Below are 17,993 nucleotides of genomic sequence, written 5' to 3'. Positions count from 1 at the left end.
CGCGTTCTTTTATACGGTCATCGAAAGGCCCATGGAGTTGAACTGCGAATGACCATGGCCGATTCAAAACCGCTCACGATTGGTGAGCTTGAAGCGGGCTTTTCGGCCTACTGCCAGGCCCTGCGCCGGCTGGTGGCCGACGAACGCAGCCAGGAACGCATCCAGCGCACCCACTGTTGGCACAATCTGCAGCGTCTGCATGACTGTCTGCCCCAGCGCTACCGCTCACCCCTCGATCTCTATCAGCGTTACCAGCGGGCCCACCAGGCCGGCCTGCCGATTGACCAGTGACCTAGGAGCCAATCGGGATTATCGCCCCATGACCTGCCTTGTTTGCATGTCTGGCTTTGCCGGTATTGGCCTGAAATACTGGTCAGATCGTTTCAACTCAGTGAGCTCAGATCAGTGAGTAGAAATGAATGAGTTGAGATCACTGGCCTGACAGTAGTGACCTTTTAGTTCAGGGTTTGAAGCTTGCATGAGGTCACTCTATTCAAGAATTCTTTTGAATCAGCAGGATTAAAGCCTAAAAAACGATTCGTTTCTCTGATTGATTGAATCCCAGCATGATCGCTTGTCAAGCCGATCTGAACAGCACTGACAACACCAAAGGACCAAGGACCAAAAAACATAGGATCAAGCCCAACAAATCAAGGAAATCGCTGAAGCGGAGAAATGTACCCAGGATGAACAGCAACAGTCCAGCTTTCCAAACCAACAGCCTCGCCGCTACTGCCGCAAGAGTTGGGTTCTGGTGGCGGCGACTACTGGTCTGGGCGGCCGTGCTGGGACTGTCGCTGCTGATCAGTTGGCCTCGAGCGGCCTATGGCGCCACCACAAAGTCCTTGGCTGGTTCGTTATTTGAGGCCCACTGCGCCGGCTGTCATGTCAATGGCGGTAACATCCTGCGCCGCGGCAAAACGCTGAAGTTGGCGGCGCTGGAGCGCAACGGCGTTGGCGGGCCCGAGGCCATTGCCGCGATTGCTGCCGGAGGAATCGGCCAGATGGGCGGCTATGGAGCCGTCCTCGGCGAGGGTGGAGCGGAGCTTGTCGGCGATTGGGTGTGGCAGCAGGCCCTGAACAACTGGGCCGCCGAGAGCCCAAAGGCTTAAAACGCCTCGATCCAGGGGTAGACCTTCAGCTCCGTCCAGATCCCCTCCCGCCAATACACATCGGCGTGGAGAGCGGCTTCCACCTGCGACTGACTGTCGGCCTCGTAGATCCCAAACACATGGCTGCTGCCTTCGGTGGGTCCGAGGGTGACCAGCAGGCCGCTGTCCTTCTGACGCTGAAGGCCTGAGAGATGGTCGTCGCGAAAGGGTGTGCGTTTTTCAACGGCGTTGGGGCAATACGTTCCCCAGAGCACGAATCGGGCCATGGATGCAGGGGTTAGCGGATGGTAGACACCGAAGTTTCAGGGCAACAGCAACGCAATGGCGCCGCTTGAGGCCCGGCCGCAGCCAATTGCAACAGGCACCCGCAACAGGCACCGGCTTAGCTTGATGGCTCTGCACTGTCAGCGCAGACAGGTCAGCGCAGACAGGTCAATGGAGGCAGCTCCTTACAAGCGGCCGATACAAAGAGCTCAACGGACACGATGCGATGACCGAGGTCCTGCGCCCTTTAGCGGTCGTTCCAACCGGAGAAACCGTCTGGCTCAGGAGCCTGCCGGAGCAGCCGGCGCTCCAGGCTCGCCTCAGGGCGATGGGCGTGCGTCCAGGTGTTGCCTTGCAGGTGTTACGGCGGGGTTATCCAGGTGGGTTACTGCACCTGCGGGCCGGACTGATGGAGTTCATGTTGCGTCGCCGTGAGGCCGCCCAAATGGACACGGCCTCGCTCCCAGATCCCGCAATCAGCCCAGCCCCAGCAGCAGGCCTCCTTGATACAGCAGAGCAGCCATCAGCCAGGCCAGGCCCAACGACCAGCCCAGTGACAACAGAGTGAAACCTTTGCTGCCCGATTCCTTGAGCTGCACCGCCACGGTGGAGAGGCAAGGGGTGTAGAGCAGAGTGAACATCATGAAACTCAGCGCCTGCAAGGGAGTGATTGAAGCGGCGATGGCCTCGCCCAGATTGGCCTGAGACGTGGCATAGATCACCGCCATGGCCCCGAGCAGGATTTCCTTGGCGATGAAGCCGAAAATCAGCGAAATTGTGAGTTGGGGGTTCATGCCGATCGGCCCGAGCAGCGGCTGAAACAGGGTTCCGAGCTGGCCGGCCAGCGACTGTCCGGAAAACGGATCGACACCGAGCGGCAGGTTGTTGAGCAGCCAGATGCCGATGACTCCGAGGAGGATGAAGCGGCGGGTGGTGAAAAAAAAGCGCGTCATCTCCAACCAGGCCCGCTTCAGCATCGCCTCAAGCTGCGGACGGCGGTAAGGGGGCAGCTCAAGCACGAAGGCGTCCCGGCTTGGATACACGCCTTTGAACAGCAGGGCCGTGAGGGTGGCAGCCACGAAACTCATCACGTAAAACCCGAAAATCACCAGACCAGCGGCCCACCACGGCCGGGCAAAGAAGGCCCCCGCGATGAACACAAACACCGCCAGGCGGGCCTGGCAAAGGGAGAAGGGAATCACCAGCATGGTGAGCAGCCGCGCCGAACGATCGCGGATCACCCGGGTGCCCATGATCGCCGGCACGTTGCAACCAAAGCCGAGAATCTGCAGCACGAAGGCACGACCATCAAGGCCCAGGCCGTGCATGAATCCATCCATCAAGAAGGCCGCGCGCGCCAGATAGCCCGAGTCTTCGATCAGGGCGACCATCAAATAAAAGATGAAAATGATCGGCATGAAGCTGATCACCGTGCTCAGCCCAAGCCAGAGGCCTTCCGCCAAGAAGGCCACCACAAAGTCCGGCAGGCCAACGGCAGCCAGGGCCGGAAAGAGGGCGACCTGCTGGATCCAGTCGAAGCCCAGCGCTAAGACCTCCTGAATCGGCACACCGATCGCATAGATCAGCTGGAACATCGCCAGCATCACCGCCAGGAAGGCCAGCAGTCCCGCCACGGGATGCAGCAGGATCCCGTCCAGGCGATCGCTGAGCCGGTCGATCAGGCCCTCAGGCAACTGCACGCAGCGCTCGGCGAGCTGGGCCAGCCGTTGCTCCAGCGCAGCGGGTCCAGCCGGAGCAAGCGGCGCTGGTTCAATCTGCTCGAAGCGGTGGATCTGCTCCAGCAAGGTTTCCATCCCCTGGTTGTGTCTGGCGCTGATCGAGAGCACCGGCAGCTTGAGCTCCTCGCTCAGGCGCTCTTCGTCGACCTGCACCCCAAAGCGGGGGGCCTCATCGCTCATGGTCAAGGCGATCAGCAGAGGCAGGCCGCTGGCCTGCAGTTCCAGGGCGAGCCGCAATTGCGTATTCACCCGGCTGGCATTGACCACCACGATGGCCAGATCCGGTGGGGTCTCCAGCAGGAAGCGCTGCACAACCTGCTCGTCTTCGCTGCCGCCGAGCAGGTCATGGATTCCGGGCAGGTCGATCAAGCTGTAATGGCGACCCTGGCTATCGGCAGGCAGGGAGCCGCGCAGCAGCTCGACGGTGAGGCCTGGCCAATTGGCGACATGGGCATCGCCGCCGGTGAGCTTGTTGAACAGGGTCGACTTGCCGGTGTTGGGCATGCCTAGCAGGGCAATGCGCACCTCGCCCGGGATGGCCTGCGGGTCCATAACACAGACGTTAAGGCAGGTCCTTCAGGTGTAGACGCCATGCTGGAGGCCTGTTTGCCATCCCGCCCTGATGCAGATCACAGCCTGGCAGGCCGCTGAAGCCGGCGCCCCCCTGCAACTCACCAACACCGAGTTGTTACCTCCCGGTCCGGGGGAAGCCCTGTTGGAGGTGTTGCACTGCGGCCTCTGCCACAGCGATGTCTCGATGCTCGACAACGCCTGGGGGGTGAGCACCTTTCCGCTGGTGGCCGGCCACGAGGTGGTGGGGCGGGTCGTCGCCGTTGGCGAGGGCGTTCCCCAGGAGTGGATCGGTGAGCTGCGGGGCCTGGGCTGGATCGCCGGCAGTTGCAACCACTGCACCCTCTGCCTGGGCGGAGATCAGAACCTCTGCGCCGATCTCGAATCCAGCGTGGTGGGCCGCAGCGGTGGTTTTGCCAGCCACGTCAAAGCCCACCAAGACTGGCTGATTCCGATCCCCGCCGGCGTCGACCCCGCCCTGGCCGGGCCGCTGTTCTGCGGAGGCATCACCGTGTTTGCGCCTCTGATCGACGAGGCGATTTCTCCGACCGCCCATGTGGCCGTGATCGGCATCGGCGGACTCGGCCATCTCGCCCTGCAGTTCGCGGCCGCCTGGGGCTGCCAGGTCACGGCGATCACGACCACGCTCTCGAAGGCAGAAGAGGCCCGCAGCTTCGGTGCCCATGACGTACAGCTGCTGGCTGATCTGGCTTCCACCCCGAATCGCTATGACGTGATCATCAACACCAGCAACCATTCGCTCGATTGGGACGCGGTGATCAACGCCCTGGCGCCCCTGGGCCGCCTGCATCAGCTGGGTGTGGTGACCGAGCCGATCCCCATCCAGGCCTTCGCCCTGATTTCTGGTCGCCGCCAGATCACCGGCAGCCCCACCTCCTCGCCGGCGAGCTTGCGCAAGATGATGGAATTCTGCGCGCGCCACCAGATCGCCCCGATGGTGGAAACCCTGCCGATGGCCGAGATCAACACCGCCATCGATCGGTTGCGCCGGGGTGATGTGCGTTATCGCTTCGTGCTCACGGCCTGATCACACCGAAAAATCAGCACCCGGTTGTTGGCCGGCAGATCCAGATCCTCCAAGGCCGTGAGGCCAAGGGCAGCGGCTTCATCACTGAGTTCAGCCGCATCACGAACACCCATGGCTGGATCGAGGCTGAGCAGGTGGGCATCAAAGGCGGCGTTGCTGGCGCTGGTGTGGACGCCGCCGCTGAGGAACGGTCCGTAGAGCAGCAGCAGCCCGCCTGGATCCAGCACCCTGGCACTACCGGCCAGCAGTTCACTCACCGCTGGCGCGGACATGATGTGGGCGGTGTTGGCGCTGAACACGGCCTGGAAGGGACCTGAAGGCCATTGCTTCAGATCGGTCACATCCAACGGAATCGGCTGCAGCAGCCGGCCCGGCAGAGCCGCACCCCCTTCGAAATCGACGCGACGCTGCAGCCCAGCCAGGTTCTGGCGCTGTTCGCTGGGTTGCCATTGCACGCTGAGCTGGCGGCAGATGTGGACGGCATGTTGACCACTGCCGGAGCCCACCTCGAGCACCTTGGCGGTCGCTGGCAGCCATTGACTCAGCACGTCGAGGATCGGCTGCTTGTTGCGCTCGCAGGCTTCTGAGAAGGGCAGATCCTGGTTGAAGCCGAACACGGAGCGAGACGCGGTCATCGGGGAGGTGGGAAGTGGGTTCAGCCGTCCAAGGCAGAGCGGAGCTCGGCGCAGAACCCAGCAGCAGCGACGGCTGGATCATCGCCAGCAGCGCTTGCTGCTGCCATTCGTTTGACGAGGGCACTGCCAACGATCGCCCCATCAGCCCCCCATTGGCGCACCTGGCGGGCCTGATCGGGGCCGGAGATGCCGAAACCAACGGCCACCGGTGTGGGCCCCAGGGCCTTGAGTTGGCTCACCAACCCGCCCACGCGCTCTTCGAGTTGCTGGCGCACGCCCGTAACCCCGGTGACACTGACCAGATAGGTGAAGCCGCGGCTGGCGGCGGCGATCCTGGCCATGCGGGCAGCTGGCGTTGTGGGGGCCACCAGCAGCACCAGATCGAGCCCTTCGGCGGTGGCGATCGGTGAAAGCCGCTCGGCCTCCTCCAGCGGGAGATCGGGCACCACCAGGCCGGCGGCACCGGCGGCGGCGGCCTGGTGACAGAAGCTTTCCATGCCCAGGTTGAGCAGGGGGTTGGTGTAGGTGAACAGCACCACAGGGATCGTCAGCCGGCCGCGCAGGCTGGCCAGCAGCTCCAGCACGGCAGCGGGAGTGGTGCCAGCGGCGAGGGCACGGCCGGCAGCGGCCTGGATCACCGGACCATCCGCAAGCGGATCGCTGTAGGGAATCCCCAGCTCGATCACATCGGCGCCTCGCTCCTGGAGGGCCAGCAGGGTGAGGCCGGTAGTGGCCAGATCGGGGTCACCCGCCACCAGAAACGGCATCAGGGCGCAGCGACCTTGCCCTGCCAGTGCTGCAAAGCGTTGCTGGATCGGGGTTCCTCCAGACGTGCTGAGGCTGGCGGCGGAGGGGGCGGTGCTCATCGGAGGCTCGTCAGGCACGACAGGGAGCGTCTCACAGCTCAGGTTCGTCGTTGAGCTGACCGATCTCGCGCAGCAATTTCTCCTGCTCGCCGGGGCTTAAGGCGTCGAATTCCTTCTGGAGTTGCTCCTCCGTCAAGGCGTCGTAGCCAGCGCGGTACTGACGCCGCTGCTCCATGAAGGACATCTTGCCGGTGACAACACGGAACAGGTAACTGCCCGTCCAGCCGACCACCACCAGGATCAGGACAGCTTCAGCGGCAATACCGGCTGAGACCTCTTCCATCCCAGCGGCCTGAAAACCCCAGTAGCCCACTCCACCGAGGGCAAACACGCCCAGGCCAAGCAGCAGCGATTGACCGCGGGTCATCGGCTCAGGCCTCGCCCTGGCCAGCCATGCGCAGGTTGAGGAAGGGGGAGAACAGGATCAAGCCGGGAAAAAACAGGAAAACCAGCCCATAGATGCCGAGGCGCTCAAGCTTGCCCATCACCGTCCAGCGGGTGTTCATCCACCAGTAAAGGGCCAAAGGCACCACCACCAGATAGGCACCGGCCACGGCCAGATAGGCGCCGATCACCAGCAGGGAGTCGGTACTGAGCGAGCTGAGAAGTCCAAGCAGTGGCATGGAAAAAGAAACCCCTACCCCTGAAATCTAAGCTGCCTGAGCCGGGGGCATGGCGAAATTGGTAGACGCAGCGGACTTAAAATCCGCAGGCCGCAAGGCTGTGGGGGTTCAAGTCCCCCTGCCCCCATCGCTCAGATCGGTTGCAGCACAAGAGTTTGTCCAAATAGTCTTTCTGGGTGGTCCCAAACGGCCTAGACCCGCTCTAGGAACAAAAACGACCAAAAGAGGGCAAATCAGGAACGGTTTTAGGCAGGGCGATTTGCAGGGCTATCAGGGCCCCAACTTGATTCGCATCAACTGTGATCTCAAGGACCCGGGGAACCCCGTCACACTTTCTGAGCCTGGTCTTCTGAACCGCCACAGCTGATCAGCGGCATGGTTATCCGGAAGCTTTCAAGGGAACGATGTGAAAGAAAACGCCCAGCCAAGAACGTCAAGCTTGAGACTCTTATCAGGAACTCCCACTCACAGAAACGCTCAGCCCCCCTGGTCAGGACATGACTCATAAGCCTGGCTAATGATTGTGATCCAATGAGCTGATCGATCCCCTGCCTTCCAGCTTAAAATGTTTCGAAAGTTTGCTGTACATTAATAAGGCCGGTTCTCCGGACCTATTTCCCGCTCTTCGGAGCATCACCCCCCGTCCTTATGACCACCACCATCCAGCAGCGCCAAGGCGCTTCTGCCTGGAGTCAGTTCTGTGAGTGGGTCACCTCCACCAACAACCGCCTGTATGTCGGTTGGTTCGGTGTGCTGATGATCCCCACCCTGCTGGCTGCCACCATCTGCTTCATCGTGGCCTTCGTGGCCGCGCCCCCTGTCGACATCGACGGCATCCGCGAGCCTGTCGCCGGCTCCTTGATGTACGGCAACAACATCATCTCCGGTGCTGTTGTTCCTTCCAGCAACGCCATCGGCCTGCACTTCTACCCGATCTGGGAAGCCGCCAGCCTCGATGAGTGGCTGTACAACGGCGGTCCCTATCAGCTGGTGATCTTCCACTTCCTGATCGGCATCTTCTGCTACATGGGCCGCGAGTGGGAACTCTCCTACCGCCTCGGCATGCGCCCCTGGATCTGTGTCGCCTACAGCGCCCCTGTGGCGGCTGCCTCGGCTGTCTTCCTGATCTACCCCTTCGGTCAGGGTTCGTTCTCTGATGGCATGCCCCTCGGCATCTCCGGCACCTTCAACTTCATGTTGGTGTTCCAAGCCGAGCACAACATCCTGATGCACCCCTTCCACATGCTGGGTGTGGCTGGTGTCTTCGGCGGCTCCCTGTTCTCGGCCATGCACGGTTCACTCGTCACCAGCTCCTTGGTGCGTGAGACGACCGAAAGCGAGAGCCAGAACTACGGTTACAAGTTCGGCCAAGAGGAAGAGACCTACAACATCGTGGCGGCCCACGGCTACTTCGGTCGTCTGATCTTCCAGTACGCCTCTTTCAACAACAGCCGCAGCCTGCACTTCCTGCTCGCCACCTGGCCGGTTGTGGCATCTGGTTCACCGCCCTTGGCGTGAGCACGATGGCCTTCAACCTCAACGGTTTCAACTTCAATCAGTCGATCCTCGATGGCCAAGGCCGCGTGATCAACACCTGGGCTGACGTGCTGAACCGTGCCGGTCTGGGCATGGAAGTGATGCACGAGCGCAACGCTCACAACTTCCCGCTTGACCTGGCCTCTGCAGAAGCCACCCCTGTGGCTTTGATCACGCCTTCCATCGGCTGATCGCAGCGGAGTCAACCCTGTTGGCTCCAGCCATGCCTTTCACCTCAAGCCCCCCTCACTGCGAGGGGGGCTTTTTTGTGGGTTGATGGGGTCCTGCCAACAGCAATCCCGCAAGTATGAGTCACGCGTCGAGATCGTCATTGGTGAAAGAACTCAATGCTGTACGAATTACAAATGACTCCTCCTTGATCGGCTCCGGCAACATCAAGGCACCTGCTGTCTCAGGGCTTGCTCATAGCCAGGCCGGAGCCTGACAGGCATCTGGTCGCTGCTGTCGTTTCTTCAACCTGCTGGAGCCTGTCGACCTTGTTCTGTTGGCACGATTGGAGCTGGTCCGTGCAGCCGCAAGAGTCAGCGTTGACAAGCCATCCATCTCGGAACAGCTCGCAAGTCGGGCCTAGTCTGATCGACTTGCGTTGCTGCCATGCCCCTGGTTGTTCCCACAGCTCGTCCGTTCGTCCGCCTGGCCCTGGGGTTGGCCGGGTTGGTGGTGGCCTCGACCGGCTTTTGCATCAGGGTGCAAGCGCAGACGCTGCGGGTGGGTGTGTCCGGCTCAGCCCCCTTCGTGATGCGCGAAGGAGACGTCACCCAGGGAATCAGCATTGACGTCTGGAGGGATTTCGCTTCTTCAGAAGGCTTGCCCTACAAACTGATTCCACAGACATCGACAGCAGCAAGCATCAAGAACGTGGCCAATGGTGAGCTGGATGTGGCGATCGGTCCGATCAGCATCACCTCGGATCGGTTGATGATCGATGGTATCGAATTCACCCAGCCTTATTACATCAGCCATGTCGGCTTGCTGGTTTCGGAACGATCGCCAGGCCTCTGGCGGAGGCTGCGCCCGTTTTTCGGCTGGGCGGCTCTGTCTTCGGCGGGTGTGCTGCTGATCTGCTTGTTCGTGGTGGGGAATCTGATCTGGCTGACTGAACATCGCAAAAATCCAGAGCATTTTCCGCGCCATTACATCCGTGGGATCGGCAACGGCATGTGGTTTGCCCTCGTCACACTGACCACCGTCGGATACGGCGACCGCGCTCCGGTAACCGGCATTGGTCGTTGGATTTCGGGTGTGTGGATGGTGGTGTCGTTGATCGCCGTTTCTTCGATCACGGCTGGCTTGGCCTCGGCCTTCACGATCTCCCTGGCCCAGCTGGGTGGCGAGCCCCTCTCCGAACCTGCCGACCTGCGTGGTGTGCCGATCGCTGCGGTGCGTGGCACCACGAGCGTGAAATGGGGCAACCATTACGAAGCAAGGCTCACCCAGACCGACTCCCTGGAGGACGCCATTGCCCTGCTGGAGGCAGAAGGGGTGCAGGGCGTGATTTTTGATCGCCCGGCGTTGAAATATCACCTGCTCCAGAATCCCGGAGCTCGGCAGAAACTGGCCCCCTTCAGCCTGGCGACCGAACCCTATGGGATCGTGATCCAAAGCGGCAGCGCCCTGGAGCGCCCACTGGACGTGGCCCTGGTCAGGATGCAGCGCCAAGGCCTCACCGGTGAGATCGCCGATCGCTGGATCGAGTCCATACCCAGCCAAAGAGAGCCGATCGAGGGGTCTTGATCGCGGGCCTCTGAGCCGTGGGCCATGACCCTGCCTTCACGTCTACCCCGCTCCCTGGTGCTCGGCTTCGTCTTTCCGGTGATCGTGCTGAACCTCTGGGTCTTCAGTGGGCTTTACCGCGCCTTCGAAGGTGTTGTTTCTACCTTCATCCTGGCGGGGGTGATCGCCTTGATTCTGAACATTCCGGTTCGATTGCTACAGAAACGCCTGGGCTTCAAGCGCAGCTGGGCGATCGTAGCGGTGTTTCTGCTCTTCAGCGTAGGGGTGATTCTCGCCAGCGCCACGCTGGTGCCCATGCTGGTGATTGCTTTCTTTCGATTGGTCCAGACGTTGCCGGAGTGGATTGATTCCAGCGATAGCCAGCAACATCAAAGAGCAGCTTGAAAGTGTGTTGCTCGGGATTCCAAGTTTCGTCTCCGGTTCTCTAGGCGGGTTCTTCAGCATCTTCTTCCTGTTTGTGCTCACCGTCTTCTTCCTGATCTATGGCGGTGAGCTGGTCCGCAATTGTTTGGTGTCCTGGTTACCGGATGACCGTGGCCTGTATGTTCTCGGCGTGCTCCGGCGTAACTTCAACAGCTACATCTTCAACCAGCTGGTGCTGACGGTGGTGCTGATCACGGCATTGACGCCCGCTTTGATGCTGTTGGGGGCACCTTTCCCAATCCTCTCAGGTTTTGCCATCGGCCTGATGGGCTTCATTCCCTTTGGCGCCATCCTTGCCATTCTGGTCGTGAGCATCCTGTTTATGTTCAAGAGTTTCTGGCTTGGGCTGCGCGTGTTCAGCGTGCTGATTCTCGTTGATCAGGTGATCGAAAATATCCTGCCGCCGCGGCTTCTTGGCAAGCTCACCGGACTCAATCCGATCGTGATTTTGTTCTCGGTGATGGTGGGGGCGACATTGGCTGATTTCTACGGTGTGATCACGGCCGTACCGATTGCGGCCACCATCAAGGCATTGTTTCTGGTTCCAACTCCGCTTGCTACTACTGGCTCTGGTACTAATCCAGACATTCCAGCGGATGGCATGGAGATGGGTGCCAGCAGCTAGGGGCCTTATGGGGACGAGATACAAACGTCAATGACCTGAGCAGGTTCCCGCACCAGGTATGAGGTGGCACGAAGAACCTGCTTGCCGAAGCTATTGGGATGCTCTCAAAAAATACGCATTCAGAACGGGTAGCGCAAGATCGCCGCAAGCTTCGCCTCACCGGGGATATCGCTTTTGCGCACACCCATGACTTTGGCGCCTGTGACTAGGGCGCGGCTGGCAATCTCATCGACAAGTCCGTAGCTCTTGGCACTGGGGCCATCGGCAAAAGTCACAGCTCCATCGTCGTCGACGGTGCCGGGGGTGACATCGTCAATGTCAATCAATAGCAATTGAATGGCGCCGTAGGTGGCCGCGCGGGCCGCCTGGACTAGATCGGATGTGGTCCGACTCTGGCTGGTGCGCAGCGCGTAAAGGGAATGGATCTCAGCAAGCTCATCTCTGAACAGTTCATCAAGGATGGAGCGTGCGTTTGAGGCCAATTCGGCATCGCTCTGCGTTTCAGGATTGTGCTGGATTGCCGTGCGAGCCAGGTGCGGATACGACTGCAGTTCGCGGTAGATCGATTGCATCGGCTCTGCCGCTGCCAGAATCAATGGGGTTTCCTTGCCTACCAGCAGCACCCTCAGCGCCTGATCGATCTTGCGTGCATATTGAACTTGGTGCACTTTCATGCCTTCTGAGCCCTGAAGGCGGCCGCTGGGTGAACGGTCTTTGATCGACGTCTTTCGGGCTGAGCTGGCCACATCCTTCGGCATGCCGTCCAAGTTCAGCTCAACAGCCGGCAGGTCGGAGGAGACCCCGACCAGGCGCACGCTGTTCTGTGCCAGAGCAAGCACGTAGGCCGACTGATTCACTGTGACCGTGCGCAGCAGAGGCTGAACGTGAAAACGGTCGCTGACCTCCACGGCGGGCTTGAGGTGGTTGGGCAAGCGGAAGCTGCGCAGGCCTTCTGGCGACACAAAGACGGCAAGGCTGTTGGCCTGAACCTCCCAGAAATCATCATCATCGATCAGATCGTGGAGCAGTTCCTCAATGGCGAGTACTTCAGGCTTGTCGTGGCTGGCGAGCTGCTCAACGGCCTGCTCAGTCAGGTTTTTCAAGACGATTCGGTCGCCCTGGGCCGCCTGGGTCAGCGGTGTGGTCGGCAGGACCAAGCTGACCCGTGCTGGGCCGTGATTGAGCATCAGCGCTTCGATTTCGGCACGCGTAGGAATGTCAACATGCAGCATGAAAAAAGGCGCCTGAACGTTCTTTTATTAATCTACAGGGTAGCGATTGTTAAAAGAAACAAAAGATTGACAGTTGAAAGCACAAAGAAACCGAGTAGCCGTCGAATTCGCGCTCAATTGATGATCTCCAGCCATTTTCTCAAGGTGACTGGTTGTACGGCAGCGTGCTCTCCTTGCTGTCAGTCGGACGATTGGCTCCTCACGCCAGGTTGGTCATCACACCATCGCCAGTTCATGGCTGAGGGCCTGGGAGAGGCACAACCGCCTGCTATCTCCCGCAGCTTCCACAGCTACGCCGATCGTGCTGCCTTCAAGGAAGCGACCGGCCAGGATCGCTTTGGCGATGGGTGTTTCCAGCTCCCGTTGAATCGCACGCTTCAAGGGACGGGCCCCATACACCGGGTCATATCCGGCGGCAGCGATCCAGTCGAGTGCTTCGGTGCTCAGCTCAAGGCCCAGCTTGCGCCCTTCGAGGCGCTGACGCAGACGTTCCACCTGCAGCACAACGATCTGGCGCAGTTCATCGGCGCGCAGGCTGTGGAAGATGATCGATTCATCCAGGCGGTTGAGGAACTCCGGCCGGAAGTGAGCGCGCAGGGCCTCGTTCACTCGCTTCTCCATCTCGCCATGGCGGGCCGGATCACCGGCCAGATCCAGAATCGAGGCACTGCCGATGTTGCTGGTGAGGATCAGCACCGTGTTGGTGAAATCCACCGTGCGGCCCTGGCCGTCGGTGACGCGACCGTCATCGAGCACCTGGAGCAGTACGTTGAACACATCGGGATGGGCCTTTTCCACCTCATCGAACAGGATCACCGCATAGGGCCGGCGGCGCACGGCTTCGGTGAGCTGGCCACCCTCTTCGTAACCCACATAGCCGGGAGGGGCGCCGATCAGGCGGCTCACAGCGTGCTTCTCCATGTATTCGCTCATGTCGATGCGCACCATGGCGTCGTCGCTGTCGAACATCTGGGCGGCCAGGGCTTTGCAGAGTTCCGTCTTGCCCACGCCCGTGGGTCCAAGAAACAGGAACGAAGCGATCGGCCGATTCGGATCTGATAACCCGGCGCGGGAGCGCTGAATCGCATCTGCCACCGCCGTGACCGCCTGCTGCTGGCCGATCACCCGGTTGTGCAGCTCCGCTTCGAGATGCAGCAGCTTCTCCATTTCGCTCTGCACCAAGCGGGCCACCGGGATGCCGGTCCACTTGGCGATCACCTCGGCGATGTCGTCCTGGGTGACCTCCTCACGCAACAGGTTCTTTTCGCCGGTTTCGGCGTTGAGGGCCGCCTCCTTGGCCGCGAGCTTCTTGTTGAGGTCGGCCAGGGTGCCGTACTCCAGCTGGGCGGCCCGGTTGAGGTCGTAGCTGCGCTTGGCCTGTTCCACCTGCAACTGCACCTGCTCGATCTCTTCCTTGAGGCCGGAGAGGGCATCGATGGCGCCCTTCTCCTTCTGCCACTGGGCATTGAGGCCGCTCTGCTGTTCGCCCAGCTCCGCCAGTTCCCGCTCGATCCGCTCCAGCCGCTCCTTGCTGCCCGGGTCCGATTCGCGGCCCAAAGAGAGCTTCTCCATCTCCAGCTGCAGGATCTTGCGATCGATCTCATCGATCTCCTCGGGCTTGGAGGTGATCTCCATCTTCAATCGGGCCGCTGATTCATCCATCAGGTCGATCGCCTTATCCGGCAAGAAGCGATCGGCGATGTAGCGGCTGGAGAGCACGGCCGCTGCCACCAGCGCGTTATCGGCGATGCGTACGCCGTGGTGGACCTCATAGCGCTCCTTGAGGCCACGCAGGATCGAGATCGTGTCTTCCACCGTGGGCTGATCCACGAACACCTGCTGGAAGCGGCGTTCCAGGGCCGGATCCTTCTCGATGTGCTGGCGGTGCTCATCGAGGGTGGTAGCACCGATGCAACGCAGCTCACCGCGGGCCAGCATCGGCTTGAGCAGGTTGCTGGCGTCCATCGAGCCCCCGGCGGCACCAGCACCCACCACGGTGTGGATCTCATCGATGAACAGCACGATCTGGCCTTCGCTGGAGGTCACCTCCTTGAGCACGGCCTTGAGCCGCTCCTCGAATTCACCGCGGTATTTCGCGCCGGCAATCAGGGCGCCCATGTCGAGCGAGATCAACTGGCGGTTCTGCAGGGCCGAGGGCACATCACCGTTGACGATGCGTTGGGCCAACCCCTCCACGATCGCGGTTTTGCCCACACCCGGTTCACCGATCAGCACCGGGTTGTTCTTGGTGCGGCGGCTGAGGATCTGGATGGTGCGCCGGATTTCCTCATCGCGGCCGATCACCGGATCGAGCTTGCCCTCGCGCGCCGCCTTGGTGAGATCACGGCCGTATTTCTCCAGGGATTCGTAGGTGCCCTCGGGGTTCTGATCGGTCACCGTCTGGCTGCCTCGCACCGCATCGATCGCCTCCCGTAGTTTCGCCGCATCGATGCCGCACTGCGAGAGCAGCTGGCGCCCGCAACGCCCATCGCCTGCCAGGGCCAACAGCAGGTGCTCAATCGAAAGGAAGCTGTCTGTGAACTCCTTCTTGAACACCTCAGCCTGATCGAGCAGGGCGTTGAGCGCCTTGCCCAGAAAAACAGACTCAGGCGCCGCACCCAGGCTGGGCTGCGTGCTGATGAACGTTTCCACCTTCTGGGCCAGCACGGCGGGATCCACCCCCGACTTCTCGAGAATGCGCGTGGCCAGGCCAGGCTCTGCCAAGAGGGCCGCGAAGAGATGTTCGGTTTCGAGTTGTTGGTGGCGGCGCTGCTGGGCCAGCTGTTGGGCGGCGACGATCGCGCCCCAGGCCTTCTCGGTGAACTGCTCGGCGGTGGGTTGCATTTGACCTCCTGACGTTGTTTCTGTGTAGGAAAACCGTATGCCGGATCCCCTGGCTCCACAGGGTGGGTGGCCCGAAACAAATAGCGAATCATCCGAACCGAGCGGCAGAGCACTCTTTTATGTTTTTCTACTGACCACTGAATAGAATCCGTGATGCCTCGCTCCCTCTTCACGCTTTTGCGCCCCGCTTCAGCCACGGCCCTGCCCTGGCTCGCTCTGCTCCTAGGCGGGGTGCTGCTGACGTCAGGGGCGCAGGCTGCCACCTGCAGCAAGCTGAACGCCGTGGGTGGCGGCACCAGCGTCAGCAAGTCGATCCAGCTCGACGGTCCCCTGGTGTTCCCCTTCGGACGCACCAACTTCAACACCGACTTCGCGGTGACCAGGCCTTACAACAGCTACCGGCTCAATTTCAAATCCACCTCCACCAAGGCGGGCCCCTTTCCGATCCAGGCCTATCTGAAATTCAGCGATGGCACCAACCTTCAGGTGGTGAATGAAACCTTCGACGCCCAGCCCGGGGAGTTCAAGCAATTCGGCCCGGTGCTGCCCCCCGCCAACAAGCTCGTCAGCCAGGTGAACATGAAAGTGGGCAGTGGCTACAACGCCAACGCCACCGGCTTCAGCTACACCATCTCCGTCTACGGCTGCCGTTGACCCAGACCCTGAAGCTGCGTCACCAGCCAGGCTGGCTGCTTGATGCCGACGCCACCCTGAAAGGCTTGCAAGCGGAGGTGCCCTGGCAGCAGGACTCGATTCAGATCTTCGGGCAGCGGCGGCTTCTGCCCCGGCTCACCTGCTGGATGGCCGATCCTGGTTTTGCTTACACCTACAGCGGTGAACAGCAGATCGCCCAGCCCTGGATCCCCCGCGTTCTGGATTTGCGGTGCGCTGCTAACGCGTTCGCTGGTTGTGCTTTCAACTCGGTGCTGATCAATCTCTACCGGGACGGGGACGACCGGATGGGCTGGCATGCCGACGATGAACCTGAACTCGACCCCAGCGCGCCGATCGCTTCATTGAGCCTGGGGGCAACCCGCAGTTTTCGCTTCAAACCCAAAGGGCGAGGCCCGGACAGCCGTGAGCGTCACTGCCTGGAGCTTGGCCATGGCGATCTGCTGCTGATGGATCCACCCACCCAGCAACATTGGCTGCATGAACTGCCCCGCCGCCGCCGGGTGAGCCAGCCGCGCCTCAACCTCACCTTTCGGCTGCTGCGCCCCAGCTGAACCCTTGCCACCCTTCCATCAGAGCTCAATGCCACGGGTCTGTGGGGGACACAATTGACGCGGGCAGCCATCGGCGCCGTAGATGGCATCCGAAGGCGACAGACACCCGCCGGCATTCTTGCGGGCAACCTGGGCAGGGAGCAGCCGCTTTGGTTGGAAAACCGCATCCTGCCGGGGTACCAGCAGGGGACAGCCATCAGCAGAGAAGGTCTGAGCCTGGGGGGAGGGGGTGGTGGCGGCGACCAAGGGCAGAAGCAGCAACAGGGCGCGAATGATCATGATGGGCGCGTCGATCTACGGACATTCAAGGATGGAGAGCGAGAGTCACGGGGACCTGTTGGCCCGGCTGGTGGCGGAGTCACGCAGCTTCGAGTCCAGCAGCAGGGATGCCGAAAGGAACTGCTGGCTGGTGGTTCACCGCCATGCCCATGGCGTGCTCCCCAGTGAGTACGACATCCGCGAGATCCCCGAAGATCTCTACCTTGAGGTGCTCGCCCTCCACCGCCAGCAAGCGTGAGCTGGCTGGCTCAGCGGCACAAAAAAGCCCGCCAAAGGCGGGCGTGATTTCGAGGATCCAATCAGTTCAGATCGAAACAGATCAGGTCCAGCCCTTGGCCGCCATTTCTTCGACATAGGCCGAGACATCGGCAATGTCGGCTTCGGTAAGCCGACCGAGGAAGGCGGGCATGGCGTTCTTGCCCTTGGTGACCTGGGCGGCGATGGCTGCCTCATGATCAGTGCTGTAATCAGCCAGGTAAGCCTCCAGAGCTCCCTGCTTCAAGGTGCGCTCGGCATTCACCACATTGCCGCCTCCCATGTGGCAGGCCGCGCAATTGGCGGAGAAGAGCTGGCCACCATGGGCGCTATCCGCAGCAAAGCTTGGGGCTGCACCGAAGAGGAGGGCAAGACAGAGAGCGAAAAAGCTGATCAGGCGACGCATGGAAAAATCCGGGCAACGATACAAAAATAGGCCGGCAGTTGGGCCCTAAGCCAGCCTGCCGGCCACGATCGAAACAATCCTGTGATCACCGGCTTCGCTGCTCAGCTTCGAGGCTGATCAAGAAGGCAGAGACCCGCTTCACTCCACAATCACCTTGCCCACCATGCCGGCACCCCGGTGGGGTTCGCACCAGTAGTTGAAGGTGCCCACTTCACTGAAGGTTTCTTCCCAGGATTCGCCCGGGTTGAAGGCCAAGGCCGAGTGGCTCAGCTCTTCGTGGCCGTCGAACACGGCGTTATGGGGGGCCAGCTTGTTGTTGACAAAGCGGACGGTGTCGCCTTTGGCGATGGTCAGGCTGCTGGGCTCAAAAGCGAGCATGCCCGAGTCTGTGCCCAACTTCACTTCCACGGTGGCGGCATCGGCGGGCAGGGCCAGCAACAGACCGCTGATCAGGGCAAAACAGAAGGCGAACAGGGACGCAAACAGGCGGGAGCGCATGGCAAATCCAAGAGGTTTGCCAATACTAGGAAATGAACACCCCTTCAGGGCCATGGT

21 protein-coding genes, 1 tRNA gene and 1 pseudogene are annotated in these 17,993 nt (G+C 61.1%); 12 read left to right on the top strand and 11 right to left on the bottom strand.

Features of this window, described 5'->3' with window-relative positions; genetic code table 11:
* Nucleotides 1-48: 48 nt before the first annotated feature.
* Nucleotides 49-291 (top strand): DUF3136 domain-containing protein, encoded by a 243-nt coding sequence (locus BM449_RS13590; RefSeq protein WP_071801668.1) that lies wholly within the window; start codon nucleotides 49-51, stop codon nucleotides 289-291.
* A 395-nt stretch (nucleotides 292-686) separates the two neighbouring features.
* Entirely contained in the window at nucleotides 687-1,112 is a 426-nt protein-coding gene (locus BM449_RS13585; RefSeq protein ID WP_233830807.1) for a cytochrome C6, read from the top strand.
* On the opposite strand, the gene BM449_RS13580 is transcribed toward BM449_RS13585, so the two are convergent.
* On the bottom strand, nucleotides 1,109-1,378 hold the full coding sequence (locus tag BM449_RS13580) for a YciI family protein (protein ID WP_071801667.1): 270 nt from the start codon (nucleotides 1,376-1,378) through the stop codon (nucleotides 1,109-1,111). The genes BM449_RS13585 and BM449_RS13580 overlap by 4 nt on opposite strands.
* A gap of 224 nt (nucleotides 1,379-1,602) precedes the next feature.
* Between BM449_RS13580 and BM449_RS13575 the strand changes: the two genes are divergently transcribed.
* A complete protein-coding gene (locus BM449_RS13575; RefSeq protein WP_071801666.1) occupies nucleotides 1,603-1,944 on the top strand; it encodes a FeoA family protein in 342 nt (113 codons plus the stop codon).
* Here BM449_RS13575 and feoB read toward each other — a convergent pair.
* Entirely contained in the window at nucleotides 1,853-3,667 is a 1,815-nt protein-coding gene (gene feoB, locus BM449_RS13570) for a ferrous iron transport protein B (RefSeq protein WP_071801665.1), read from the bottom strand. The two genes, BM449_RS13575 and feoB, sit on opposite strands and share 92 nt — an antisense overlap.
* Before the next feature lie 70 nt (nucleotides 3,668-3,737).
* On the opposite strand from feoB, the gene BM449_RS13565 reads away from it, so the two are divergent.
* Nucleotides 3,738-4,733 carry an NAD(P)-dependent alcohol dehydrogenase gene (locus tag BM449_RS13565; RefSeq protein ID WP_071801664.1) on the top strand — a complete coding sequence of 332 codons (996 nt, stop codon included), beginning with the start codon at nucleotides 3,738-3,740 and terminating at the stop codon, nucleotides 4,731-4,733.
* Here the strand turns inward: BM449_RS13565 and BM449_RS13560 are convergent.
* From BM449_RS13560 to BM449_RS13545, 4 genes are read right to left on the bottom strand one after another with little or no spacing between them, the layout of a single operon-like run.
* Nucleotides 4,709-5,368 carry a DUF938 domain-containing protein gene (locus BM449_RS13560; RefSeq protein ID WP_071801663.1) on the bottom strand — a complete coding sequence of 220 codons (660 nt, stop codon included), beginning with the start codon at nucleotides 5,366-5,368 and terminating at the stop codon, nucleotides 4,709-4,711. The genes BM449_RS13565 and BM449_RS13560 overlap by 25 nt on opposite strands.
* 20 nt (nucleotides 5,369-5,388) lie before the next feature.
* Entirely contained in the window at nucleotides 5,389-6,234 is an 846-nt protein-coding gene (trpA, locus tag BM449_RS13555; RefSeq protein ID WP_071801662.1) for a tryptophan synthase subunit alpha, read from the bottom strand.
* 31 nt (nucleotides 6,235-6,265) lie between these two features.
* Nucleotides 6,266-6,601, bottom strand: a complete 336-nt coding sequence (locus tag BM449_RS13550; protein WP_071801661.1) for a DUF3007 family protein — start codon at nucleotides 6,599-6,601, stop codon at nucleotides 6,266-6,268.
* 4 nt (nucleotides 6,602-6,605) lie between these two features.
* Nucleotides 6,606-6,857 carry an NAD(P)H-quinone oxidoreductase subunit L gene (locus BM449_RS13545; RefSeq protein ID WP_071801660.1) on the bottom strand — a complete coding sequence of 84 codons (252 nt, stop codon included), beginning with the start codon at nucleotides 6,855-6,857 and terminating at the stop codon, nucleotides 6,606-6,608.
* A 43-nt stretch (nucleotides 6,858-6,900) separates the two neighbouring features.
* Between BM449_RS13545 and BM449_RS13540 the strand changes: the two genes are divergently transcribed.
* From BM449_RS13540 to BM449_RS13520, 5 genes and pseudogenes are all read left to right on the top strand, one after another.
* A tRNA-Leu gene (locus tag BM449_RS13540) sits at nucleotides 6,901-6,984 on the top strand.
* 521 nt (nucleotides 6,985-7,505) lie between these two features.
* Nucleotides 7,506-8,584 (top strand): annotated as a pseudogene (gene psbA, locus BM449_RS13535) (photosystem II q(b) protein).
* A gap of 424 nt (nucleotides 8,585-9,008) precedes the next feature.
* Nucleotides 9,009-10,148 (top strand): transporter substrate-binding domain-containing protein, encoded by a 1,140-nt coding sequence (locus BM449_RS13530; protein WP_071801659.1) that lies wholly within the window; start codon nucleotides 9,009-9,011, stop codon nucleotides 10,146-10,148.
* A gap of 57 nt (nucleotides 10,149-10,205) precedes the next feature.
* Nucleotides 10,206-10,532 carry an AI-2E family transporter gene (locus BM449_RS13525; RefSeq protein ID WP_162922886.1) on the top strand — a complete coding sequence of 109 codons (327 nt, stop codon included), beginning with the start codon at nucleotides 10,206-10,208 and terminating at the stop codon, nucleotides 10,530-10,532.
* Entirely contained in the window at nucleotides 10,492-11,196 is a 705-nt protein-coding gene (locus BM449_RS13520; RefSeq protein ID WP_071801657.1) for an AI-2E family transporter, read from the top strand. Before BM449_RS13525 ends, BM449_RS13520 begins: the two co-directional genes overlap by 41 nt.
* Nucleotides 11,197-11,315: 119 nt before the next feature.
* Here the strand turns inward: BM449_RS13520 and BM449_RS13515 are convergent, their stop codons facing one another.
* Together BM449_RS13515 and clpB are read right to left on the bottom strand one after the other, a co-directional pair.
* On the bottom strand, nucleotides 11,316-12,428 hold the full coding sequence (locus BM449_RS13515) for a hypothetical protein (protein ID WP_071801656.1): 1,113 nt from the start codon (nucleotides 12,426-12,428) through the stop codon (nucleotides 11,316-11,318).
* A gap of 216 nt (nucleotides 12,429-12,644) precedes the next feature.
* Nucleotides 12,645-15,272, bottom strand: coding sequence for an ATP-dependent chaperone ClpB (gene clpB, locus BM449_RS13510; RefSeq protein WP_071801655.1), 2,628 nt, complete (start codon nucleotides 15,270-15,272; stop codon nucleotides 12,645-12,647).
* 153 nt (nucleotides 15,273-15,425) lie between these two features.
* Here clpB and BM449_RS13505 point away from each other — a divergent pair, with 153 nt between their 5' ends.
* Together BM449_RS13505 and BM449_RS13500 are read left to right on the top strand one after the other, a co-directional pair.
* Nucleotides 15,426-15,926, top strand: a complete 501-nt coding sequence (locus BM449_RS13505) for a hypothetical protein (RefSeq protein WP_071801654.1) — start codon at nucleotides 15,426-15,428, stop codon at nucleotides 15,924-15,926.
* A complete protein-coding gene (locus tag BM449_RS13500) occupies nucleotides 15,923-16,498 on the top strand; it encodes an alpha-ketoglutarate-dependent dioxygenase AlkB (protein ID WP_071801653.1) in 576 nt (191 codons plus the stop codon). The genes BM449_RS13505 and BM449_RS13500 overlap by 4 nt, the downstream gene beginning before the upstream one ends.
* An 18-nt stretch (nucleotides 16,499-16,516) precedes the next feature.
* Here BM449_RS13500 and BM449_RS13495 read toward each other — a convergent pair whose 3' ends face one another.
* Nucleotides 16,517-16,777 (bottom strand): hypothetical protein, encoded by a 261-nt coding sequence (locus BM449_RS13495; protein ID WP_071801652.1) that lies wholly within the window; start codon nucleotides 16,775-16,777, stop codon nucleotides 16,517-16,519.
* A 31-nt stretch (nucleotides 16,778-16,808) separates the two neighbouring features.
* On the opposite strand from BM449_RS13495, the gene BM449_RS13490 reads away from it, so the two are divergent.
* The gene (locus tag BM449_RS13490; protein WP_071801651.1) at nucleotides 16,809-17,015 is read left to right on the top strand and encodes a hypothetical protein; all 207 of its coding nucleotides are present in this window, start codon (nucleotides 16,809-16,811) and stop codon (nucleotides 17,013-17,015) included.
* Nucleotides 17,016-17,096: 81 nt separating this feature from the next.
* Here the strand turns inward: BM449_RS13490 and BM449_RS13485 are convergent, their stop codons facing one another.
* Together BM449_RS13485 and petE are read right to left on the bottom strand one after the other, a co-directional pair.
* Nucleotides 17,097-17,438 carry a c-type cytochrome gene (locus BM449_RS13485; protein ID WP_071802307.1) on the bottom strand — a complete coding sequence of 114 codons (342 nt, stop codon included), beginning with the start codon at nucleotides 17,436-17,438 and terminating at the stop codon, nucleotides 17,097-17,099.
* A 138-nt stretch (nucleotides 17,439-17,576) separates the two neighbouring features.
* Nucleotides 17,577-17,936 carry a plastocyanin gene (petE, locus tag BM449_RS13480; protein WP_071801650.1) on the bottom strand — a complete coding sequence of 120 codons (360 nt, stop codon included), beginning with the start codon at nucleotides 17,934-17,936 and terminating at the stop codon, nucleotides 17,577-17,579.
* Nucleotides 17,937-17,993 lie beyond the last annotated feature (57 nt).

Origin of the sequence: Synechococcus sp. SynAce01, from assembly GCF_001885215.1 — a bacterium.
Classification (GTDB): domain Bacteria; phylum Cyanobacteriota; class Cyanobacteriia; order PCC-6307; family Cyanobiaceae; genus Regnicoccus; species Regnicoccus frigidus.
The sequence above is the reverse complement of the archived record's forward strand: the minus strand, read 5'-3'. Positions and strand labels throughout refer to the sequence as shown.

Excerpts from the sequence above, each read along its gene's own strand:
- trpA (WP_071801662.1), bottom strand. The coding sequence starts at position 6,234 with ATGAGCACCGCCCCCTCCGCCGCCAGCCTCAGCACGTCTGGAGGAACC.
- BM449_RS13560 (WP_071801663.1), bottom strand. The coding sequence starts at position 5,368 with ATGACCGCGTCTCGCTCCGTGTTCGGCTTCAACCAGGATCTGCCCTTC.
- BM449_RS13530 (WP_071801659.1), top strand. The coding sequence starts at position 9,009 with ATGCCCCTGGTTGTTCCCACAGCTCGTCCGTTCGTCCGCCTGGCCCTG.
- BM449_RS13495 (WP_071801652.1), bottom strand. The coding sequence starts at position 16,777 with ATGATCATTCGCGCCCTGTTGCTGCTTCTGCCCTTGGTCGCCGCCACC.
- feoB (WP_071801665.1), bottom strand. The coding sequence starts at position 3,667 with ATGGACCCGCAGGCCATCCCGGGCGAGGTGCGCATTGCCCTGCTAGGC.
- petE (WP_071801650.1), bottom strand. The coding sequence starts at position 17,936 with ATGCGCTCCCGCCTGTTTGCGTCCCTGTTCGCCTTCTGTTTTGCCCTG.
- BM449_RS13505 (WP_071801654.1), top strand. The coding sequence starts at position 15,426 with ATGCCTCGCTCCCTCTTCACGCTTTTGCGCCCCGCTTCAGCCACGGCC.
- BM449_RS13490 (WP_071801651.1), top strand. The coding sequence starts at position 16,809 with ATGGAGAGCGAGAGTCACGGGGACCTGTTGGCCCGGCTGGTGGCGGAG.
- BM449_RS13545 (WP_071801660.1), bottom strand. The coding sequence starts at position 6,857 with ATGCCACTGCTTGGACTTCTCAGCTCGCTCAGTACCGACTCCCTGCTG.
- BM449_RS13585 (WP_233830807.1), top strand. The coding sequence starts at position 687 with ATGAACAGCAACAGTCCAGCTTTCCAAACCAACAGCCTCGCCGCTACT.
- BM449_RS13565 (WP_071801664.1), top strand. The coding sequence starts at position 3,738 with ATGCAGATCACAGCCTGGCAGGCCGCTGAAGCCGGCGCCCCCCTGCAA.
- BM449_RS13515 (WP_071801656.1), bottom strand. The coding sequence starts at position 12,428 with ATGCTGCATGTTGACATTCCTACGCGTGCCGAAATCGAAGCGCTGATG.
- BM449_RS13580 (WP_071801667.1), bottom strand. The coding sequence starts at position 1,378 with ATGGCCCGATTCGTGCTCTGGGGAACGTATTGCCCCAACGCCGTTGAA.
- BM449_RS13485 (WP_071802307.1), bottom strand. The coding sequence starts at position 17,438 with ATGCGTCGCCTGATCAGCTTTTTCGCTCTCTGTCTTGCCCTCCTCTTC.
- clpB (WP_071801655.1), bottom strand. The coding sequence starts at position 15,272 with ATGCAACCCACCGCCGAGCAGTTCACCGAGAAGGCCTGGGGCGCGATC.
- BM449_RS13550 (WP_071801661.1), bottom strand. The coding sequence starts at position 6,601 with ATGACCCGCGGTCAATCGCTGCTGCTTGGCCTGGGCGTGTTTGCCCTC.
- BM449_RS13590 (WP_071801668.1), top strand. The coding sequence starts at position 49 with ATGACCATGGCCGATTCAAAACCGCTCACGATTGGTGAGCTTGAAGCG.
- BM449_RS13575 (WP_071801666.1), top strand. The coding sequence starts at position 1,603 with ATGACCGAGGTCCTGCGCCCTTTAGCGGTCGTTCCAACCGGAGAAACC.